At 46.0% G+C, this 18,046-nt stretch carries 20 protein-coding genes and 1 other annotated feature; of the genes, 1 reads left to right on the forward strand and 19 read right to left on the reverse strand.

Features of this window, described 5'->3' with window-relative positions; genetic code table 11:
- The 12 genes from ACR6HW_RS05335 to ACR6HW_RS05390 form a co-directional block, all read right to left on the reverse strand.
- Complete coding sequence (locus tag ACR6HW_RS05335) at positions 1–660, reverse strand: O-methyltransferase (protein WP_455730129.1); 660 nt, start codon at positions 658–660, stop codon at positions 1–3.
- 1 nt (position 661) lies between these two features.
- Positions 662–1,672, reverse strand: a complete 1,011-nt coding sequence (mltG, locus tag ACR6HW_RS05340; protein ID WP_455730130.1) for an endolytic transglycosylase MltG — start codon at positions 1,670–1,672, stop codon at positions 662–664.
- Positions 1,673–1,793: 121 nt separating this feature from the next.
- Entirely contained in the window at positions 1,794–3,674 is a 1,881-nt protein-coding gene (locus tag ACR6HW_RS05345) for a ribonuclease J (protein WP_455730131.1), read from the reverse strand.
- Positions 3,675–3,784: 110 nt separating this feature from the next.
- Positions 3,785–4,219 (reverse strand): Fur family transcriptional regulator, encoded by a 435-nt coding sequence (locus ACR6HW_RS05350; protein ID WP_455730132.1) that lies wholly within the window; start codon positions 4,217–4,219, stop codon positions 3,785–3,787.
- Between the two features lie 139 nt (positions 4,220–4,358).
- Positions 4,359–4,685 carry a DUF1292 domain-containing protein gene (locus ACR6HW_RS05355; protein ID WP_455730133.1) on the reverse strand — a complete coding sequence of 109 codons (327 nt, stop codon included), beginning with the start codon at positions 4,683–4,685 and terminating at the stop codon, positions 4,359–4,361.
- A gap of 42 nt (positions 4,686–4,727) precedes the next feature.
- The gene (gene ruvX, locus ACR6HW_RS05360) at positions 4,728–5,168 is read right to left on the reverse strand and encodes a Holliday junction resolvase RuvX (protein ID WP_455730134.1); all 441 of its coding nucleotides are present in this window, start codon (positions 5,166–5,168) and stop codon (positions 4,728–4,730) included.
- Positions 5,169–5,226: 58 nt separating this feature from the next.
- Complete coding sequence (locus ACR6HW_RS05365) at positions 5,227–6,177, reverse strand: aldo/keto reductase (RefSeq protein WP_455730135.1); 951 nt, start codon at positions 6,175–6,177, stop codon at positions 5,227–5,229.
- The gene (locus ACR6HW_RS05370; protein WP_455730136.1) at positions 6,171–6,443 is read right to left on the reverse strand and encodes an IreB family regulatory phosphoprotein; all 273 of its coding nucleotides are present in this window, start codon (positions 6,441–6,443) and stop codon (positions 6,171–6,173) included. The genes ACR6HW_RS05365 and ACR6HW_RS05370 overlap by 7 nt, the downstream gene beginning before the upstream one ends.
- Positions 6,444–6,481: 38 nt before the next feature.
- Complete coding sequence (gene alaS, locus ACR6HW_RS05375; RefSeq protein WP_455730137.1) at positions 6,482–9,109, reverse strand: alanine--tRNA ligase; 2,628 nt, start codon at positions 9,107–9,109, stop codon at positions 6,482–6,484.
- A 55-nt stretch (positions 9,110–9,164) separates the two neighbouring features.
- Positions 9,165–9,375, reverse strand: a binding site (T-box leader).
- A 79-nt stretch (positions 9,376–9,454) separates the two neighbouring features.
- The gene (nifU, locus tag ACR6HW_RS05380; protein ID WP_455730138.1) at positions 9,455–9,901 is read right to left on the reverse strand and encodes a Fe-S cluster assembly scaffold protein NifU; all 447 of its coding nucleotides are present in this window, start codon (positions 9,899–9,901) and stop codon (positions 9,455–9,457) included.
- Between the two features lie 4 nt (positions 9,902–9,905).
- Positions 9,906–11,081, reverse strand: coding sequence for a cysteine desulfurase NifS (gene nifS / locus ACR6HW_RS05385; RefSeq protein ID WP_455730139.1), 1,176 nt, complete (start codon positions 11,079–11,081; stop codon positions 9,906–9,908).
- 20 nt (positions 11,082–11,101) lie between these two features.
- Positions 11,102–11,560, reverse strand: coding sequence for an RrF2 family transcriptional regulator (locus ACR6HW_RS05390; RefSeq protein ID WP_455730140.1), 459 nt, complete (start codon positions 11,558–11,560; stop codon positions 11,102–11,104).
- Positions 11,561–11,739: 179 nt separating this feature from the next.
- Here ACR6HW_RS05390 and ACR6HW_RS05395 point away from each other — a divergent pair, with 179 nt between their 5' ends.
- Positions 11,740–12,624: a hypothetical protein gene (locus tag ACR6HW_RS05395; RefSeq protein ID WP_455730141.1), complete on the forward strand. Its 885-nt coding sequence runs from the start codon at positions 11,740–11,742 to the stop codon at positions 12,622–12,624.
- Positions 12,625–12,702: 78 nt separating this feature from the next.
- Here ACR6HW_RS05395 and ACR6HW_RS05400 read toward each other — a convergent pair whose 3' ends face one another.
- From ACR6HW_RS05400 to ACR6HW_RS05430, 7 genes are all read right to left on the reverse strand, one after another.
- The gene (locus ACR6HW_RS05400; RefSeq protein ID WP_455730142.1) at positions 12,703–13,140 is read right to left on the reverse strand and encodes a GNAT family N-acetyltransferase; all 438 of its coding nucleotides are present in this window, start codon (positions 13,138–13,140) and stop codon (positions 12,703–12,705) included.
- A gap of 86 nt (positions 13,141–13,226) precedes the next feature.
- Complete coding sequence (locus ACR6HW_RS05405; RefSeq protein WP_455730143.1) at positions 13,227–13,391, reverse strand: hypothetical protein; 165 nt, start codon at positions 13,389–13,391, stop codon at positions 13,227–13,229.
- Positions 13,392–13,583: 192 nt separating this feature from the next.
- Positions 13,584–14,003, reverse strand: a complete 420-nt coding sequence (locus ACR6HW_RS05410; RefSeq protein WP_455730144.1) for a GNAT family N-acetyltransferase — start codon at positions 14,001–14,003, stop codon at positions 13,584–13,586.
- A gap of 121 nt (positions 14,004–14,124) precedes the next feature.
- Entirely contained in the window at positions 14,125–15,102 is a 978-nt protein-coding gene (locus ACR6HW_RS05415) for a hypothetical protein (RefSeq protein WP_455730145.1), read from the reverse strand.
- A gap of 153 nt (positions 15,103–15,255) precedes the next feature.
- Complete coding sequence (locus ACR6HW_RS05420; RefSeq protein WP_455730146.1) at positions 15,256–15,816, reverse strand: GNAT family N-acetyltransferase; 561 nt, start codon at positions 15,814–15,816, stop codon at positions 15,256–15,258.
- Positions 15,817–16,223: 407 nt separating this feature from the next.
- The gene (locus tag ACR6HW_RS05425) at positions 16,224–17,012 is read right to left on the reverse strand and encodes a metallophosphoesterase family protein (protein WP_455730147.1); all 789 of its coding nucleotides are present in this window, start codon (positions 17,010–17,012) and stop codon (positions 16,224–16,226) included.
- A 15-nt stretch (positions 17,013–17,027) separates the two neighbouring features.
- Positions 17,028–17,999 (reverse strand): hypothetical protein, encoded by a 972-nt coding sequence (locus ACR6HW_RS05430; RefSeq protein WP_455730148.1) that lies wholly within the window; start codon positions 17,997–17,999, stop codon positions 17,028–17,030.
- Positions 18,000–18,046 lie beyond the last annotated feature (47 nt).

The raw sequence follows: 18,046 nt of genomic DNA on the forward strand, positions 1-18,046 counted from the left end.
TTACCTCCTTTTAAGCGTCACAGCTACACCGTCGCCCATGGGCAACACACTGGTGGTCAGCTGCGGGTGTTCACTGATGTAATCTAAATATTCGCGCATGCGCTTGACAATGGTGCGCTTGCGCTTGATGACGTACGCATCGGTAGCTACCATCCCTTTAAAGAGGACGTTGTCCGAGAGGATTACGCCGTCTTCGCCGAGCATCGGTAGACAAAGGTCCAGAAACTCGCGATAATGGCTTTTAGACGCATCGATAAAGATCATATCGTATGGGCCTTTGAGCGTTCTGAGGACGTCCTGCGCTTCACCTTTGTAAAGCCGGACATCGACTTCTGGGACCATAGTTTTCAGTCTTCCGAAGGTCTCCGCTGCTTTTTCAGCCATTGTATCGCTGAGTTCAATGGTGTCGATGGTGCCGCGCCCCATGGTCATCGCCATTAGCGATGCGGAATAACCGATGGCCGTTCCGATTTCCAAAACGCGCTTCGGTCCCCTGAGCTGCGTCATTAAGCGCAGGTACTGCGCCACTTCAGGGTGCACAATAGGCACAAAGGCCTCACGTGCAAAAAGCTCCAGCTCCCCGAGCAAACCCGTTGCCTCAGGGAGTAGAGCACGTATATACGTTTCAACATGTTCGTCTACGATTTTGCTTTCAATCATGTTACTGTCCTTTTCTTGCATCTCTTTCGTGTTCAGCTAACGTCTTATTAAAATAATGCGAGCCGTCGTTCTTTTCAGTTGTGGCAAAGTACAAGTAGTCCGTATCCGCCGGATAAAGTGCCGCTTCAAGTGCTCGTGCACCAGGCGATGCAATGGGCTCCGGCGTAAGGCCTGCATTGGTGTACGTGTTAAAAGGACTCACAATGGCGATGTCGTCGAAGCTCAGACGCTCTTTTCGCTCTTTTAGTATAAATTGCACCGTCGCACAAGACTGAAGCATCATGCCTTGGTCGATGCGGTTGTGAAAGACACTTGAAACCAATTCGAACTCGTCGTCGAGCATGGCTTCTCTTTCAATAATAGACGCCAGTGTCACCACTTCTTTTACCGTCATGCCCAGTTCAGCCGCTCGATCGTAGTAGGTCTGAGTAAATACGTCGTTGAATCGATCGAGCATCATTTTGACAATGACTTTTTCATCGGTGCCCACGGCAACTTCGTAAGTGTCCGGGAACAGGAAGCCCTCCAGACGGTAACTTCGGTCGATACCCTCTAAGAACGGGTAATCGAAAGGCGTCTGTTCGAGCACATCTATAAAAGCCTGTTCCTCGACAATGCCTTCGCCCACGAGGCGGTCGATAATCTGTCTGACCTCATAGCCTTCGGGAATGGTAAACTTCAAAGTTTCCACATACGTGTCGCCGTCGACGAGCTTGGTGATAATCGACTCGACGTCCATGGCCTTGGACAACTTGTACTGCCCCGCTTTCATCTGCCCGTCCACTTCCATTTCCTTCGCCTTGAGCTTCATGGAATTGGCGTTTTGAATCAACCCGGCTTCTTCAAGTGCACTGGCGATACCGCCTGTAGAAGCGCCCGCCGGCACCTCAAAGAGCACGTCTTCGGTGCTTTCCGGATCTACTGGCGTGTTGTATTTTTCAAGTATGGCCGAACAGCCACCGAGTACAAAAATGAGCACCAACCCTATGAGTAATACACTGAATTTTTTCACTCAGACCTCCTGAATCGTTTAAAGCAAGTGTGCTGTCCCGTCGCAAGAGAAGCGTGAGACGCTAAACACTCCAGGCAGACGCCACAGCACACTTATAAGCGTATTGACTATTTACAAGCGCTTACACTTCCATAAATACCGGCAAAATCATCGGCGAGCGCTTGGTGTTCTGGTAGATGTAGTGGCTCAACGCATCTTTCACAGATGATTTAAGCGACGACCAGTCTTTGATGTTCTTGTCAAAGCACTTTTTCAAGTCCGCCTGTACCACTTTTCGAGCGCCATCCATTAGGGATTCTGACTCTCTTACATAGACGAAGCCGCGGGAAATTAAATCCGGTCCGCTAACCATTTCACCTGTACTGCTTGAAATCGCCACGACGACGATAATCAAGCCGTCTTCAGAAAGGTGCTTTCTGTCTCTGAGGACGATGTTGCCCACATCGCCAATACCGAGACCATCGATAAATACGCGTCCTGCAGGCACCGGCTTGAGCTCTTTTGCCCCCTCAGATGAGAAGGAAATGCCCTTGCCGTTTGAAAGGATAAAGATGTTCTTTTCGTCCATGCCCATTTCCACCGCCAATTGCTTGTGACGGTTGAGGTGCACGTACTCACCGTGTACCGGCAAGAAGTATTTCGGCTTGACCAATGCGTGCATCAGTTTGAGTTCCTCTTGCTTCGCATGGCCCGAAACGTGGACATCGGCAAGGGACTCGTAAATAAGACGCGCGCCTTTTTGAGTCAACAGATTGATGATGTTGTTAACAGACTTCTCATTTCCCGGAATCGGCGACGACGACAAGATGATTAAGTCCCCCGGAACGATCTCCATGTTTCGGTGTTCCGAGTTCGCCATACGCGCAAGGGCGCTCATCGGTTCGCCCTGTGAGCCCGTTGTAATGACGACGAGTTCGTTTTCAGGGTAGCGGTCGATGTCTTTGATGTCGATGATAATGTCCTTCGGCACTTTTAAATAGCCGAGTTCCATGGCCACGCTTGAAACGTTTACCATGCTGCGCCCTGAAAAGGCAACTTTTCTATTGTTCATATGTGCGGCGTTGATCACCTGTTGAATACGGTGGACATTTGAAGCAAAAGACGCCACGATAATACGCGATGTCGCGTGTCTGAAGATCTCTTCAAACGTATCGCCCACAGTGCTTTCACTCATGGTGTACCCAGGTCTGACGACGTTTGTGCTGTCTGCGAGCAAACAGAGAACGCCCTCTTGTCCAAGTTCTGCAAGACGGTGCAAGTCCATCTTCTGACCGTCTATTGGCGTAAAGTCGATTTTAAAGTCGCCTGTGTGAACCACTTTTCCCGCAGGGGTGTCAATGGCAAAGGCCACGGCATCTGCAATACTGTGGCAAACTCTAATCGGTTCGATTTCAAATGCCCCGACTTTAATCTTTTGCCCCGGTACAATGGTAACCATCTTCGGCGTCATTCTGTGCTCTTTCAGCTTGTTTGAAACGAGCCCCAGCGTCAACTTCGTGCCGTAAATCGGCGTGTTGATTTCTTTGAGCACATAGGGAATGGCACCGATGTGGTCTTCGTGTCCATGTGTTAAGAAAATGCCTCTGATTTTGTTGGCGTTGCGTTTGAGGTACGTGATGTCCGGAATCACGACGTCGATGCCGAGCAACTCTTCCTCTGGGAAAGCCATGCCGCAGTCTACGATGAAAATATCGTTTTCATATTCGTAAACAGTCATGTTTTTACCGATTTCATCCAAGCCGCCAAGCGGTATGATTTTTAGTCCCGTACCTTTGACTTCTTGCTGTTTGCCGGCTGCGGCTTTGGGTTTTCGAGGGCGTCTAGCCGTCGAACTTGTCGCCTTGCCATTTGCCGTTTTACCGTTTGGCGTTTTGCCATTTGCCGTTTTGCTGTTCGACGCTTTTGAATTGCCGGTCTTTGCTGTGTTGGCCGTCGTCTTGTTCGTTGTCTGCTTGTCCTTTTTAGGAACCTTTTCTTCCCTAACTGTCTTTTTTTCTGTCATAATTACACCTCTTTATTATTCTATGCATACGTTCTCCGTTCCATGCATGTTTAGGTGTATCGAAACGCTTTGTCCTATCGGACGAAAAACAAACCTTGTGAAAACAAGGTTTATTTACATTTACTACATATGCCATAAAACTTTAACTTATGATCGACAATTTCGAAATCATAATCGTTTTCTATTTTTTCTTCTAGAGCATCTAGTAAATCGCCTTCAACCTCATAAACCATCCCACATTCTGTACAAATCAAGTGGTGGTGGTTGTGTGCGCCGTCATCGCAGTAAAGCTCGTAGCGGACACATCCGTCTTCGAGGTTCAGCGATGAAACGACTTCGAGTTCATCAAGTAATTGCAGCGTTCGATACACAGTGGCAAGTCCCATTTCGGGATTTTTTTGTTTTACGATATCGTATATTTCCTCTGTGCTTAGATGTTTACCCTTGTTTTCTGCAATGACATTAATAATCGCAATTCTTTGAGGCGTTAATTTGTAGCCGGCCTCTTTTAATTTTTTCTTATAACCATCATGACTTACACTCATTTAAACACCTCAACACTTTAAATTTAGCGCCTTGCGCTATGGGTAACATCTAGTGCGCTGTCCGATTCTCACAAACCGACGCCTTGCCTTGCCTCGCCGAGACGCTGCACCGTATCGGCTGTGTGAACAGGACGGCAAACTAGTTTTCTTCTTTTTCCATATCTTCCAACAATTGATTGTAGGCTTCGACGACTTCGTTTAATTCGTTTTCATCTTCAATCGTTTCAAAAACAAACTCTTCGTCTTCTTCAGTGACTCTAAAAACAATCACTTCCAGTTCATCTTCGCTGTCCGGGTCTTCTTCTTCACTTGTTAAAATCGCATACGCCTGATCATCCAGTTCTAAGTTAGCAATAATCGTGAAGGTTACAGGATTGCCGTTTTCGTCAATGAGTTCAACGGTATCCTGATGGTCGTGCGCATGCGCCGTATCGTCTACGGGCAATAAAGTATCTTTTGTATTCATTTTACACCTCTTTGTAATAGCGGTAAACCCGCTGCATTTATATTAAGCATTCTTCAAGCTGTCGAGATACCCCTGCAAAATCAACGTAGCCGCCACCGTATCGACGACATTTTTACGTTTTTTGCGACTCATATCTGCTTCGAGCAGAAAACGATTGGCGCCGAGCGTCGTCATGCGCTCGTCCCAAAAGATAATCTCAATTGCCTTTTCAATTCTTGTTGAATGCTTCAGTTTCTTATCCAGTTTTTCTGTAAATTGTTTGGTTTTTTCGCCTTGAGGCCCCAAAGTGCCGTTCATGTTGAGCGGCAGGCCCACGACGATTTTATCGACGTCGTAATCGCAAATAAACGTCACGATTTTGTCGACATCCTGTTTTAAAGACTCTCTAAAAATAGTTTCTTTGCCTTGCGCGGTAATGAGCAGCGCGTCGCTAATTGAAACGCCAATGGTTCTGTCACCGACATCTAACCCCATAATTCTCAAATGGTCTGTCCTCCAGTATAACCTATATTTAATTAATTGACAATCCTATGTTCTGGTTTTAATACACTTTTATACACAATTCAGGGCACACAGCGGCACAATAGCCACAGAGTACACAGCGCTTTCTGTCCACCACGGCCTGTCCGTCAACCAACGTCAGCGCACCGTGGTCGCACTTCTCGATACAAGCGCCACAGGCGATGCACCAGTCGGCGATGTTCAGCGTTTTTGTCGTCTTGGACAAACGCGCAGCAAGTGCCGGATCTATGGGGTCGCCGTTGACACGAGCGACGTTGTAGTCGATTTCATCATAGCTCTGCATACCAAACGCAATGGCATCGATGTACGGTTGATCCAATATAAAGTCAAAGCACGCGTCGATGCTTGAGAGCAAGTTGCCGCCGCCAAAAGGTTTCATGGCAAAAACGCCACCCCCTCTGGCCTTATAGGCTTTAAGTGCCGCCACCATGTCGTCGCGTCCCCCATCTTGTATGCCTAAGCCGTTGACGTTGATAATCGGATGTACCACTTCGATTTCCGGGTACCGAATCCCCGCCTCTACGCCTGAAACATAATGGGTTGAAATCCCGAAAGCTTTAATTTTGCCCTCTGATTTGGCTTTTAAAAAATATTCTATTGCCTCGTAATGCCCGCGAATCGTATGTACATCAACTTGCTCGTGGAGCATAAACAAGTCGACGTAATCGGTGTTCATCTCCCTAAGCGCTTGTTCCAACGATTGCTCAGCCGTTTCTTTCGAATAGGCGTAGCACTTGCTGGCGACGACCAACGACTCACGCGGTATGTGGCGAAGGGCTTCTCTAATATGTGGATAGGTCTCATACAGCTCTGCTGTATCGATAAAATTGACGCCTTTCTCAAAGGCGTACCGAATTAAATCAGCGCCCTTTGCAGGTGCAAAATTTCTCTGCAAAGGGCCCATGGTCAAACTTCCGAAACATATTTTAGAAACTTCCAACGTCGTGTTGCCCAGTTTCTTTTTTAGCACGTCTCATCCATCCCTGTTTTAAAATGTTGAATATAATGCGTCAAGAGCTCTTCGAGTATCTCGTCTCGCTCGACTTTCTTTATCATCGTTCTCGCATCTTTGTGTGTGGTGATATACGTCGGGTCACCAGTGATGAGATACCCCACCAACTGATTGATAGGGTTGTAGCCTTTTTCTTCAAGTGCGTTGTGCACATACATCAAAATACTTTTTTGGTCGCCTTGTTCAAGGTATTCTTCTAAACTGAATTTCATGGTATTTTTCATTTGAACTACCCCCTTCATATGATTTCATTATACCCTTTTTAAGCCAATAAAGCATAAACTTTTTGTAAAGCTTCTTCGATTTTTGATGAATCTTTTCCGCCGGCCTGTGCCATATTCGGTCTACCGCCGCCACCGCCGCCTGTTACAGCTGCGACTTCTTTAATAATTTTTCCAGCGTGCGCACCGCTTTTAACCGCCGCTTCCGACGCCATGGCGAGCAACTCGACTTTGTCGTCTGCCGCTGCGTTGGCGAGGACCACTACGCTGTTAGGCCACATGTCTTTTAGTTGATCGCCGAGGTTTCTAAGGGTGTTCATATCCACACCTTTAAACGACGCCGTCACCACTTGATAACCGCCCACTTCTTTCATGGAAGAGACAATTTCATCGAGGTTGCCCTTGGCGAGCTTCGCTTTGAGTTGTTCATTTTCTTTGTGCAGTTGTCTTTGCTCAGCCAACAGCCCTGCCACTTTTTGCTCGAGGTCAGCCGGAACAGTCTTAAGCAAATCACAAGTGGCGTTGAGTTTGTCGTTCAGCGTGTTGAGCAGTCGATAGACGTTTTCGCCGGTAATGGCTTCAATACGTCTGACCCCAGCTGCAACGCCGGACTCTGTTAAAATTTTAAAGAGTCCGATTTCGGCGATGTTTTTCACATGTGTTCCGCCGCACAGCTCGATGGAGTAATCCCCCATGCGCACCACGCGCACCCTGTCGCCGTATTTTTCGCCGAAGAGCGCCATGGCCCCTTGTGCTTTGGCATCTGCAATGGCCATTTCCTCTGAGTGCGTCTCTAAACCGCTGAGAATCTGTCTGTTGACTTCTTTTTCTACCGCCGCAATTTGTGCCGGCGTCATCGCTTCAAAGTGCGAGAAGTCAAATCTGAGGCGCTCAGGTGTGACGAGGGAGCCCGCTTGCTCCACATGTGAACCCAATACGTTTTTAAGGGCTTTGTGTACGAGGTGGGTCGCCGAGTGATTTCTCGCTGTCGCCATGCGCGATAAGCGCTCGACTTCGCCGTTAACTGTGTCGCCGACCACGATGCGGCCCTTTGTTATTTTTACGCTGTGCAGTATGCGGCCACCTACCGCTTTAGTGGTGGCGAGAACTTCTGCTTCAAAAGTCTCTGTGGACAACTTGCCCACATCGCCCACTTGTCCACCGCCTTCGGGATAAAACGGCGTCTTATCCAGTACGACACTGACTTCCATCCCTTCAAACGCTTCGTCAATCGGCGTCTCCGCCAACAGTGCGAGAACTTTTCCCGAACCGTCTAAATGCGTGTAACCGTCAAAAGTCGACACAATGTCTTTTGAGAGGGCGCTTACAGCGTCGCTCGCCCATCCCAGCTCGTCGCCGCTGCCACGCGCTGTTCTGGCACGCGCTCTCTGCGCTTCCATCTCCGCATCAAATGCCGCCTCGTCGACGTCCATCCCCACTTCTTCCAAAATTTCTTTAGTGAGTTCAAATGGAAAACCGTAAGTGTCGTAAAGGGCAAATGCCTTTGCACTGTCGAGCACCTTTTCACCTGCGGCCTGCGCTTCTTCCACAAAACCGTTTAATATGCCAAGTCCCTGGTCGATTGTCGCTTGGAAACGCTCTTCTTCAATGGCGATTACGCGCTTGATGTAATCAGCGCGCTCTTTTAAAGTCGCATAGCTGTCGCCGTAAACGTCGATAACCGTGTCGACGATAGATGTCAGAACCGCTTCAGACACACCGAGCATTTTAATGTGACGGGAAGCTCTTCTAAGCAGTCTTCTGAGGACGTAACCGCGGCCTTCGTTATTCGGAAGAATGCCGTCACTCACCATAAAAGTCACCGCTTTAACGTGATCGGTTACAATGCGAATCGACACGTCGTTTTTCTTGTCTTCACCGTAACGCACACCTGTCAGCGCCACAACCTTATCTAAAATCGTCTTAATGGTATCCACTTCAAAAATACTCTCTACATCCTGCATTAAGCAGGCGATGCGCTCAAGGCCCATACCGGTATCGATGTTCTTTTTTTCCAGTTCGGTGTAAACGCCGTTCTCATCTTTGTTGTATTGCGTAAACACGTGGTTCCAGAACTCTAGGAAACGCTCGCATTCACACCCCGGTGCACACGCTTCGTCACCGCAACCAAACGCCTCGCCTCTGTCAAAATAGATTTCCGAACAAGGGCCGCAAGGACCTGTACCAATTTCCCAGAAGTTGTCTTCTTTTCCGAGACGGGTAATCTTCTCTTCCGGAACGCCGATGACGTCGCGCCAAATGGCATACGCCTCGTCGTCTTCGTAGTAAACACTCGGCCATAATTTTTCCACCGGCATCTCCAGCACCTTCGTTATAAACTCCCAGCCGTATTCAATGGACGCCTGCTTGAAGTAGTCGCCAAATGAAAAGTTGCCGAGCATCTCAAAGAACGTCGCGTGACGCGCAGTAATCCCCACATTTTCTATATCGCCTGTTCGAATACACTTTTGGCAAGTGGCCATACGCGTGTTCGGCGGCACTTCGATTCCCATAAAGTAGTTTTTAAGCGGCTGCATGCCGGCGTTGACCAGCAGGAGGCTCTTATCCGCTTGTGGTACAAGTGAATAACTCGCCGTTACCGTATGGCCTTTTGACGCGTAAAAATCTAAAAACGCTTGTCTGATTTCATTCAATCCCATTTTTTTCATAGTTTTCGCCTCCAAAACATTTATACTGCCTACGCAAAAAACCTCCAAAGTTCTCTGCAGGGACGACTAAACCGCGGTACCACCCTGCTTACTGAAATTATCAGTCACTTTGAAGGTCAATGAGTATCTATCGCATACTGTACGCCGCCCCCTACACACTTTCGGTTCAGGGCCGGTACTCGAGAGCTGCTTCAATTGAATGTGCAGTTCCACCACCCCTGCACTCTCTATGGGTTCAACTTACTCTTCTCTTTCATTGTATTTAAGGTATTAATTTTTTATAGTTTATCACAAAACAGTTAAACCGTCAAAACAAGTTTTGACGGTTTAAGCGCTTTTATCTGCTTAAATTTCGATATCTACCACATCGTGATGATGGTCGTGTTCTTCGTTAGGATCGAACCCTTCGAGACCTTCGTAAGTCAAGTTGTTCTTAGTTGCGTAATCGTAGATTGCCGCCTTGAGCGCCTGTTCCGCTAAAACAGAGCAGTGTACCTTAACAGGTGGCAGACCGCCCAAAGCATCCACCACTTGCTTGTTGGTGAGCGTCAGTGCTTCTTCCACAGATTTGCCCATAATAAGTTCTGTAGCAATAGACGACGCGGCAATTGCCGAACCGCAACCAAAGGTCTTAAACTTCACATCTTCTAAGACGCCGTCGACAACTTTAATGTAAATGCGCATGATATCGCCGCACTTGACATTGCCCACTTCACCAACGCCGTCTGCATTTTCAATTTCGCCAACATTTCTCGGATTCATAAAGTGATCCATTACCTTCTCTGTGTACATAAACTTACTTTCCTCCCTTAACGCGATCGTATAGCGGCGACATCATTCTAAGTTTTGCCACCACCTCTTCTAAAGCTTCAATAGTGTACGCCACATCCTCTTCCGTTGTAAAATCTCCAATAGAGAGTCTCAACGAACCGTGGGCTATCTCATGTGTAAGCCCAATGCCCATAAGGACATGCGATGGGTCAAGTGACCCCGATGTACAGGCAGAACCGCTGGAAGCTGCTACGCCCTTCGCATTCATACTCAGCAGCAGTGCCTCGCCTTCTATAAATTCAAATGAAATATTGACATTACCCGGATGACGCTTGGTCGGATGACCGTTGTACTTCGAGTAGTCGATACGCGCCAATATGCCGTTTGCCAATTTGTCTCTAAGTGCTGTCAAACGTTCAATATGTGCGTCTAAGTTTTCGTGAGCAAGTGTCGCCGCTTTGGCAAAGCCCACGATGCCCGGCAGGTTTTCAGTGCCCGCTCTACGCTTTTTCTCCTGTGCGCCGCCTTCAATGAGGTTTTGGATGCGCACACCCTTGCGAACGTAAAGGCCGCCGACCCCTTTCGGACCGTATATTTTATGTGCGGAAACACTGAGCAAATCGATGTTTTGATCCACTACGTCAATCGGCGTGTTGCCAAACGCTTGAACCGCATCTGTGTGGAACAGAACGCCCTGCGCTTTACAGATGGCACCGATCTCTTTAATCGGCATCATCGTTCCGATTTCGTTGTTGATGTACATGACCGATACGAGCACCGTATCCGGTCGAATGGCATTTGCCACCGCTTCCGGCTCAATGAGACCGTCGGCGTCCACTTCGAGATACGTCACATCGTAACCTTCTTTTTCGAGGGTCTGTGCCGTGTGCAACACCGCGTGATGTTCAATTGCCGTCGTAATCAAGTGTTTTCCCTTAGAAGCATTGGCACGCATTACGCCTTTTAGCGCCCAATTGTCGGCTTCTGAACCGCCGCCTGTAAAATAGAACTCATCCGGCTTGGCGTTTAGCGTCTCCGCAATCTCCGCTCTCGCCTTTTCGAGAATGCGCTTTGCTTCTTGTCCAAACGCATGTATGCTCGACGCGTTACCGTAATCCTCAGTAAAACAAGGCATCATCGCTTCAAGCACTTCTTTTTTTACCGGCGTTGTCGCCGAATTGTCCATGTATATCCTCTTCATCGCATAACCTCCCACATACGTTATTTGCATTCACAAATACTATGAACGATACTCTGTGTCTGATTGTCGCTGTAATCGTCTATCATATCTTGCAGACAAATGCTGTTGACAACATTTGTGATGCTTTCGTATATCTTTTCATAAATGACTTTTGTCACACAGTAACTGCTGTGGTCACAAACGCCGTCTTCTTCCTCCACAACGCAGTCCGTCGGTGCCAGTGGTCCCTCGAGCGTCGTCAAAATTTCGCCGACGGTAATCTCAACAGGCGCTTTTGCCAGCATGTACCCGCCTTGTGCGCCTCTTACGCTTTTGACGAGTGCGGCCTTTCTAAGTGGTGTAATCAATTGCTCCAAATAGTTGACGCTGATCGCTTGCCTCTCGGCAATACTCGTGAGAGAAATCGGGCCTTCTCCATAATAGAGCGCCAACTCGAACATCGCCTTTAACCCATATCTGCCTCTTGTCGAAAGTTTCAATTTTACACACTCCTTTAATTCCTAGTCTTTTACTAAGAAATCATATTCATTATAATATATCCGATAAAAATCGTCAACTTTAAAATGCCCTTTCTATTTTCTGAAAAAAACTTAACACATCTGTCACTTATGCCGATAGATAGAATGAGCACTTAATGTGTTCAGAACTTTTAACAGAGGTGAACACAGTGTCAGAAAAACTCAATGAACTCTTTTTATTAGAACAAAAAGCTCAAAAAATGGAGCTCATAAACGAAGAAGTGGCCTTAAAGCTCTATCGGGAAATCTTCGAGTCGTACACGCCCAAAATATCGCGAACATACGAAAGTACCATTCGCCTACTTGAGAAAAGGCAGTGCTACGACGAAGCCCTTGTCATCTGCGATCGCGCCATAAGCGGCATTAGCGCCAACGAAGTCTCAGGCGTCCTCTCAAAATTTGAAATCATCAAGAGCCGCCTTGAAGACAAGAACAAGCAAACGCCTGTGGCACCGACATCCGAACGCGCACCAAAGCGTAGAAAATTCGGAAAGAAACATTTAATCGCCCTGCTGCTCACGCTGATTTTCGTCGTATTTTTAATCAAATACACCGTACCGGAGCGTGAACTCAACGTCAACTTAGAGGGCAAAGAGTCCCTCGACGGCGGCGAAGTGCTCTTCCCCGATAAAGAAAAGGAAGACCCAACCAAGACTTATCCGATTACAGAAGACATGATGGCCGTAGCGTACGGCAGCATCTCTAAGTTAATCGAAGTCGCCGACGCGGAAGTTATCCCGCAAGAAGACACGCTGGGCATCGTCATCATCGTCAAAGGCGGTACCGACGAAGACCGCTCGAAAGAAATCGCAGAGCTTTATCTCAAGAGCCTTTCAGGGGCGGCAGCAGCGACCTACGACGACTTAACCGGGCCAACTGATGAAAGTCTCGGTACGCTGTACGATTTCTACGAACTCATCGTCGTCGTCGGAACGACAAAAGACGAAAAAGACGCCATTGCAAAGGGCACCAAAGTCAAAGGCGCCGGCAAAATCTATTGGCGCAAAATTGAAAGCGACACTTAAATAGCAAAAGGGTCAATCGGAAAATAGTTTTATTTCTCGATTGACCCTTTTTTCGCCGGGTTCAAAGGCTGTCACCGGTCACTTTTCTAAATGCTGCATATACAACGTATTGGGTTTAAACCCTAATTTATCATAAAACCCAATGGTCGACGCATTTTCCTGAGAGACCGTTACGCCAATTCTCTCGCACGCCATTTCTTTCATCCATGCCAGGTGTCCCTTCACGAGGTTTTCACCGATTCCACAGCCACGTTTGTCCGCCGCCACATGTACGGATGCCACCTCACCGACGCCGTTCACCGCTGTAGAAATACAGTATCCTATGATGGCACCCGCCTCTTTGCACAAAGTAATTTTGATCAGATGTGCCTCTAGCGCACGAAACGGCTCCATGCGCTCTTCAAAGCAAAGCGACTGATAATCACTGCCGAAAAATGCCGACGTTTCTTCATGATAGGCTCTATTCTTCTCCCAGAGTTCTTTTATAAGCTCTATACTTTCCAGTTTAATATCCATATACACCATAACGTACTACCCACTCCTATTTACATAGAGTGTTCTCCACTCTATAGACTATCAATCTGTTCAACTACCCATTCGTATCAAGACACGACGGCCTCTCTCTCAACCCCACCGGTTCTATGTTCAAACAAAATATTTTTCAGCTTAACCGAATGGCCAAGGAAGAAAATCATCTTGTGCACATCTCCCCAACCACCCTTCTCACTTAAAAGAGCAAACGCAGGGACGTGTCTATTTAATACCATGCCGTCCACCTGTAAGTTGGAGACATGTAAAGCGCTCGTATATGGGGATAACAGAGCAATAAAAGCACACGCATCAAAACTTTTGTCTATATAACTTTGCAGTCGACTTAAAAATGCCATGATGCGGCTGAAAATTGACAACATGCCAATTCAAATCATCCTTTAAAATTACGGGGCTTAAAATGACGGTTCCTATTGCTTAAAAGTGAACACGACATCGTCCTCTGAGTTCACCTCTCCACCACTGGAACGGTACAACGCAACAGCGGCGTCATTGGATTTGTTTGTTATTAAAAACAACTTATCATAAGCGCACGCTTCTTTGATGCGCTTAATCTCATCCATTAATTTTGTCGCTATGCCACGTTGTCTGTGAGATGCCAGCACGTCGATTTCATGCAAATAGAGCATTGCTTTACGCCCGTCATACCTCTGTAAAACATAAGCCACTAAGAACCCTACAATTCTTTCATCCTCAATGTATGCCAGAAAATAGTTGTCGTCGTTAGACAAGAAGCTGTCAACACACGGCAAAGATTCAATTGCGGCACCTCTCTCATCTATCATCTTTAGTATCAAATCCCTATCTGTTTTCTTTAATCGCTGAATCATCCCGTTCCCACCTCTCAACCTTCTTCTAGCATTATTGCTGACTGAATCGACCACGTTTTTTTTCACGTTCAGACGCTTTGTCTGAAAACCTCTAAAACATTTGGGCTTCTACTGTCCCCCATTAAATACTGACGACTTCAACCGCTTCAAAGCCTTTGCTCTTTTTGAACGCCATATTGTGTACAAAATTTGTTAACGAATCCGACGGGTCAATAAGGTCATAATTCAGTCTTTCTAATGTGTCCCTAACATATAGAACCGACAAAATTACGGCGTCTTCCATATACCCGGTTGCGGTGTTCAACAACTCACATTCTGTGTTCACGATGAGCTTCTCAATAGGTAGCGCTTCAAACAGTTCTCTCGCAACCCTTAGAGAACAGCTGGCCAAATGGTCTTGATACAATTCATTGCGCTTAGTCGTCGAAAGCTTTTTTTCAGATAGCTTCCCCGTTTTTAAAAGTGACTTCGACCGTTCGGGGACGACATCAATTGAACTCCCACCTATTTTTGCCACAATCGTTTGTGGCTCAAAATCGATTAGAATGCTTCTACCGAGCCCTTCAATTTCTTCAAACGGTTGAATGGTTGTTATCCAGTTTTTATACGCCATGCGGTCGCCGTTCTTCAGACCTTCAAAACACGCACTTACATAAGTGTATTCTTCCATGTCTTCTTCGTACGCCAATAGACGTTTTTCATACGCCGCTTTGTCCGCTTCAATGGCTTTCTGAAGTTTAGAGTTCAAGTTGCGCTTCTTTTTCTCGACTGTTCCAAACAATTTGTCAAAAAATCTGGGGGAATAGTTGTCGATTTGCTTCTGAACCCACCTCTCATTTGAAGGGTCGTATTCCGGCTCGACCGGCACGCTAACCTCGCCCAACACTTTCCAGCTCCCCCCTGAGATTTCTTTATGTAAGGATTGTATGACTTCAATGTGGTTTTCATGACGCGCTACTTCAAACCGCGCCTGTTCAACCGCCTCCATCTTCCGCACTTCACTTTCATGCTTTTCCAGCGCCCGCTGGCGCCGTCTTGCATCTCGTTCAGCGGCCTTGATGGCGGCATTTACCGATCTGATGGTCCCTTTCCACCCCATGATGCCTCCTTCTTTTACATATTGAATAACGCCTGTGGGTCAGCATTACTTTCTAATCCGTAAATTTCACTTAAGTTACACTGACCCGTCGTCTGATTTTGAATTGAGAAGCCTTCTAGTACACCTTCCCTGTGAAGCCAAACGATTCACAGGTTACGCATTAAACTCTTTTCGAGTGAGTCCGTAAAATATTTCGTCCTTGTACACACCATCTGTAAAGATAACTTCTCGCCTTATGCCTTCCTGCTTGCACCCCAACTTTTCCAACATCGTTGCAGAGCCGATATTCCCCTCGATAACCGATACATTAAATTTGTTCAGCCGTCGTTCGTTGAAAGCATAATTTAAAAGCAGTCTCATTGCCGATGTCCCGTAACCTTTGCCTCTGTAATCACGGCCTATTTGTATACCAATACCAAACGTTCCGTTGCGTTCATCTATACCATTCAAGTTGAACGAACCGACGTTTGTACCGTCTAGCGTCTCTATTGTAAACATCAGACGCCTTGACTCGGCATTAAAATTCGAAAAACCTTCAATTTCTGATTTATTGTCTGAAATCGTAGGTGGCAACTCCAGTTCATATTGCAACATTCTTCTGGCTTCGCTGTCAAAACAATTGTAATAGTGCTCTTCCCAATCTTCAGGTTGCATTGCTCGCAATCTTACCAAATCGTTTTGCCAATAATAGTTTTCATAGTTTATCGTTTTCATAGTTTGTTCCTCCCTTAAATACTGTTTTATTTTTCAGCACAACTTCTAAAGTATCACCTACTCTCACAGAAACAATTGCCAGAGTTATTTTTCAGTGAGTTGATTGAGCCTATCTCATCGGAAAACGCGCCCTTTAAAGCTGTAATTATAAAGTTTCCGTGTTTCATAGTCGTAATGAGAACATGCAATCGTGTATGGTATTTCAGAGTCTTTAAAATGATACGCCTCAATAGCCATGTACTTATAGCCTAAAATTTTTGCCAACGCTCTACCTAGCGTCAATTTACCACTTCCGTTTAATCCAAAAATTATAATTCCTATTGGCATACTGCCCTTCTTTTTAATCGCCTTGCGTCTTAAGACTTTTGATTATTTGATTTAGGACGGCCGTCAAAATCAATGACATCTTACTTCTTATGCCGTCCTCTATACACTGCAGTTCTCAACTCAATGATATAGGCCTCTTTCTCTGGCATGTCACTCAATTCGGCATGCGATACGGCTGCCTCAATATCGTATGGAATTCTTGCAAGTGAAATGGTGAATGATGCCGCTTCTTCCGAACCATATACCCCTTCGAGGATTGCATATGACGCCTGCGTTATCTCTAGCGGATTGCCTACACTTCCCGCATTAAATACAGTCTTCCCTTCAAAATTATCCACATGGGCTCCGTGAATATCGCCATAACCAACTACATCTGCTTCTAAATTCAATGTTGGTGTTGGCTCAAACAGTTTCAACCGAGCGGGTCTATCTGACTTTAAATGTGTTCTGTGAAAAATATCGTTGGGACTTGCATGACACAATCTAACAAGCTTACCGCTCATATAAAATTCAAAGTACACCTCTAACGCCCTCAAGTAATTTAGCCGTTCTCCACCGAGTGCCTCTCTGTGCCACTGTAAAGCATCTGTGTCATCACTGGCTAAAAAATGATCCCAATTGCCCTTTACAACCTTTTCACAAGTATTCATTATTCGGTCGACAGCTTGAGCAGAACTCGGCCCCTTGCCGGCCAAGTCGCCTAAACATATAATTCTGTCAATGCCTCTTGATTCAATATCCGCCAAGACCGCTTCAAGCGCAGGCATATTGCCATGTATATCAGATATTACAGCTATTCTGTCCATGTGTTTTTCCTCTCGTTTCCATATTTTTTTCGGGTTAAACAGAGGCAGCCCGATTAAAATCAAGCACGCCTCTCAGCCTCAGCTACGAGAACATTTTGTGAGAAAAAATGCCTCTTGCTCACTCAGTCTCTTAGTGTCCTCAATTAACAGTTCCTTTGCCACCACTCGTATATCATCAAGTTTCTTTAAAAACAAACCAACATCGTCCACATACGCCTTACAAAACAACCTTCTTGATAAATCGGATATCACCCGATGGCTTGCCATTGAATGTGAATTTTTACTATCGCGATTGTCAGATGCCATATGGAACGCTCTTATTAACGCATCACCTTCCCAATAGGCCAGTTCAACTAATTTTGCTCTATACTCTAGCTCGTGGTTTGTAATATGCCTAAAAGCCCTTGTATCTATAGCATGTTGAGCTTCGTGTTTAAGATACGAAATCTTGAAGCTTTGGCTATCAAGGTTGTACGCAGACTTCACACAATACAGACGTCCATCTTTTCCACTCCAACCGCCAGTACCTACTTTTCCAAAAGACAAAAAATCCATCCAGCTTCTAGAGATAAATCCTTCCATAAAAATAATTGAGCACACTTCATTTCCACTAGGCAAAGCAACATCATAACTTACTTCGTTTGAAGTCTCCCATATATAAGGGCCATAAAATCCGGAGGTGGTTCCACCAAGAAATTTAAAGCCTTCTTTTCTGACGATTTTTTCTACTTCAGCTTCAATGGACGCGTTTTTTTCTAAGTTACCCTTTTCACCACAATATGTCCACAGACCAACAAACAACTTATGTTCCGCAATTTCTAGTTTTTTATCGAACCAAAATACATCTTTATAATACGCTTGATAAAGGCTATCTATTTCGTTTATAACGCTATTTGTCGATCTCTTTAGATCCATGTTTTCAACAAAGACATTTTCATATTTTTTTATAAGCTCTTTTTGATTTCCAAGGGTCTCTAAGTATTTCATCGCATCAAGTAAACGGCCTTTTACAAGCAAAGAGGTGTACTGCTGCTTCTCAAATTCTTTCATCGTCTCTTACCGTCCATTCTAATAACGAGATCACTCAAGCCCCCCGA

This window comes from Fusibacter sp. JL298sf-3 (assembly GCF_053842995.1).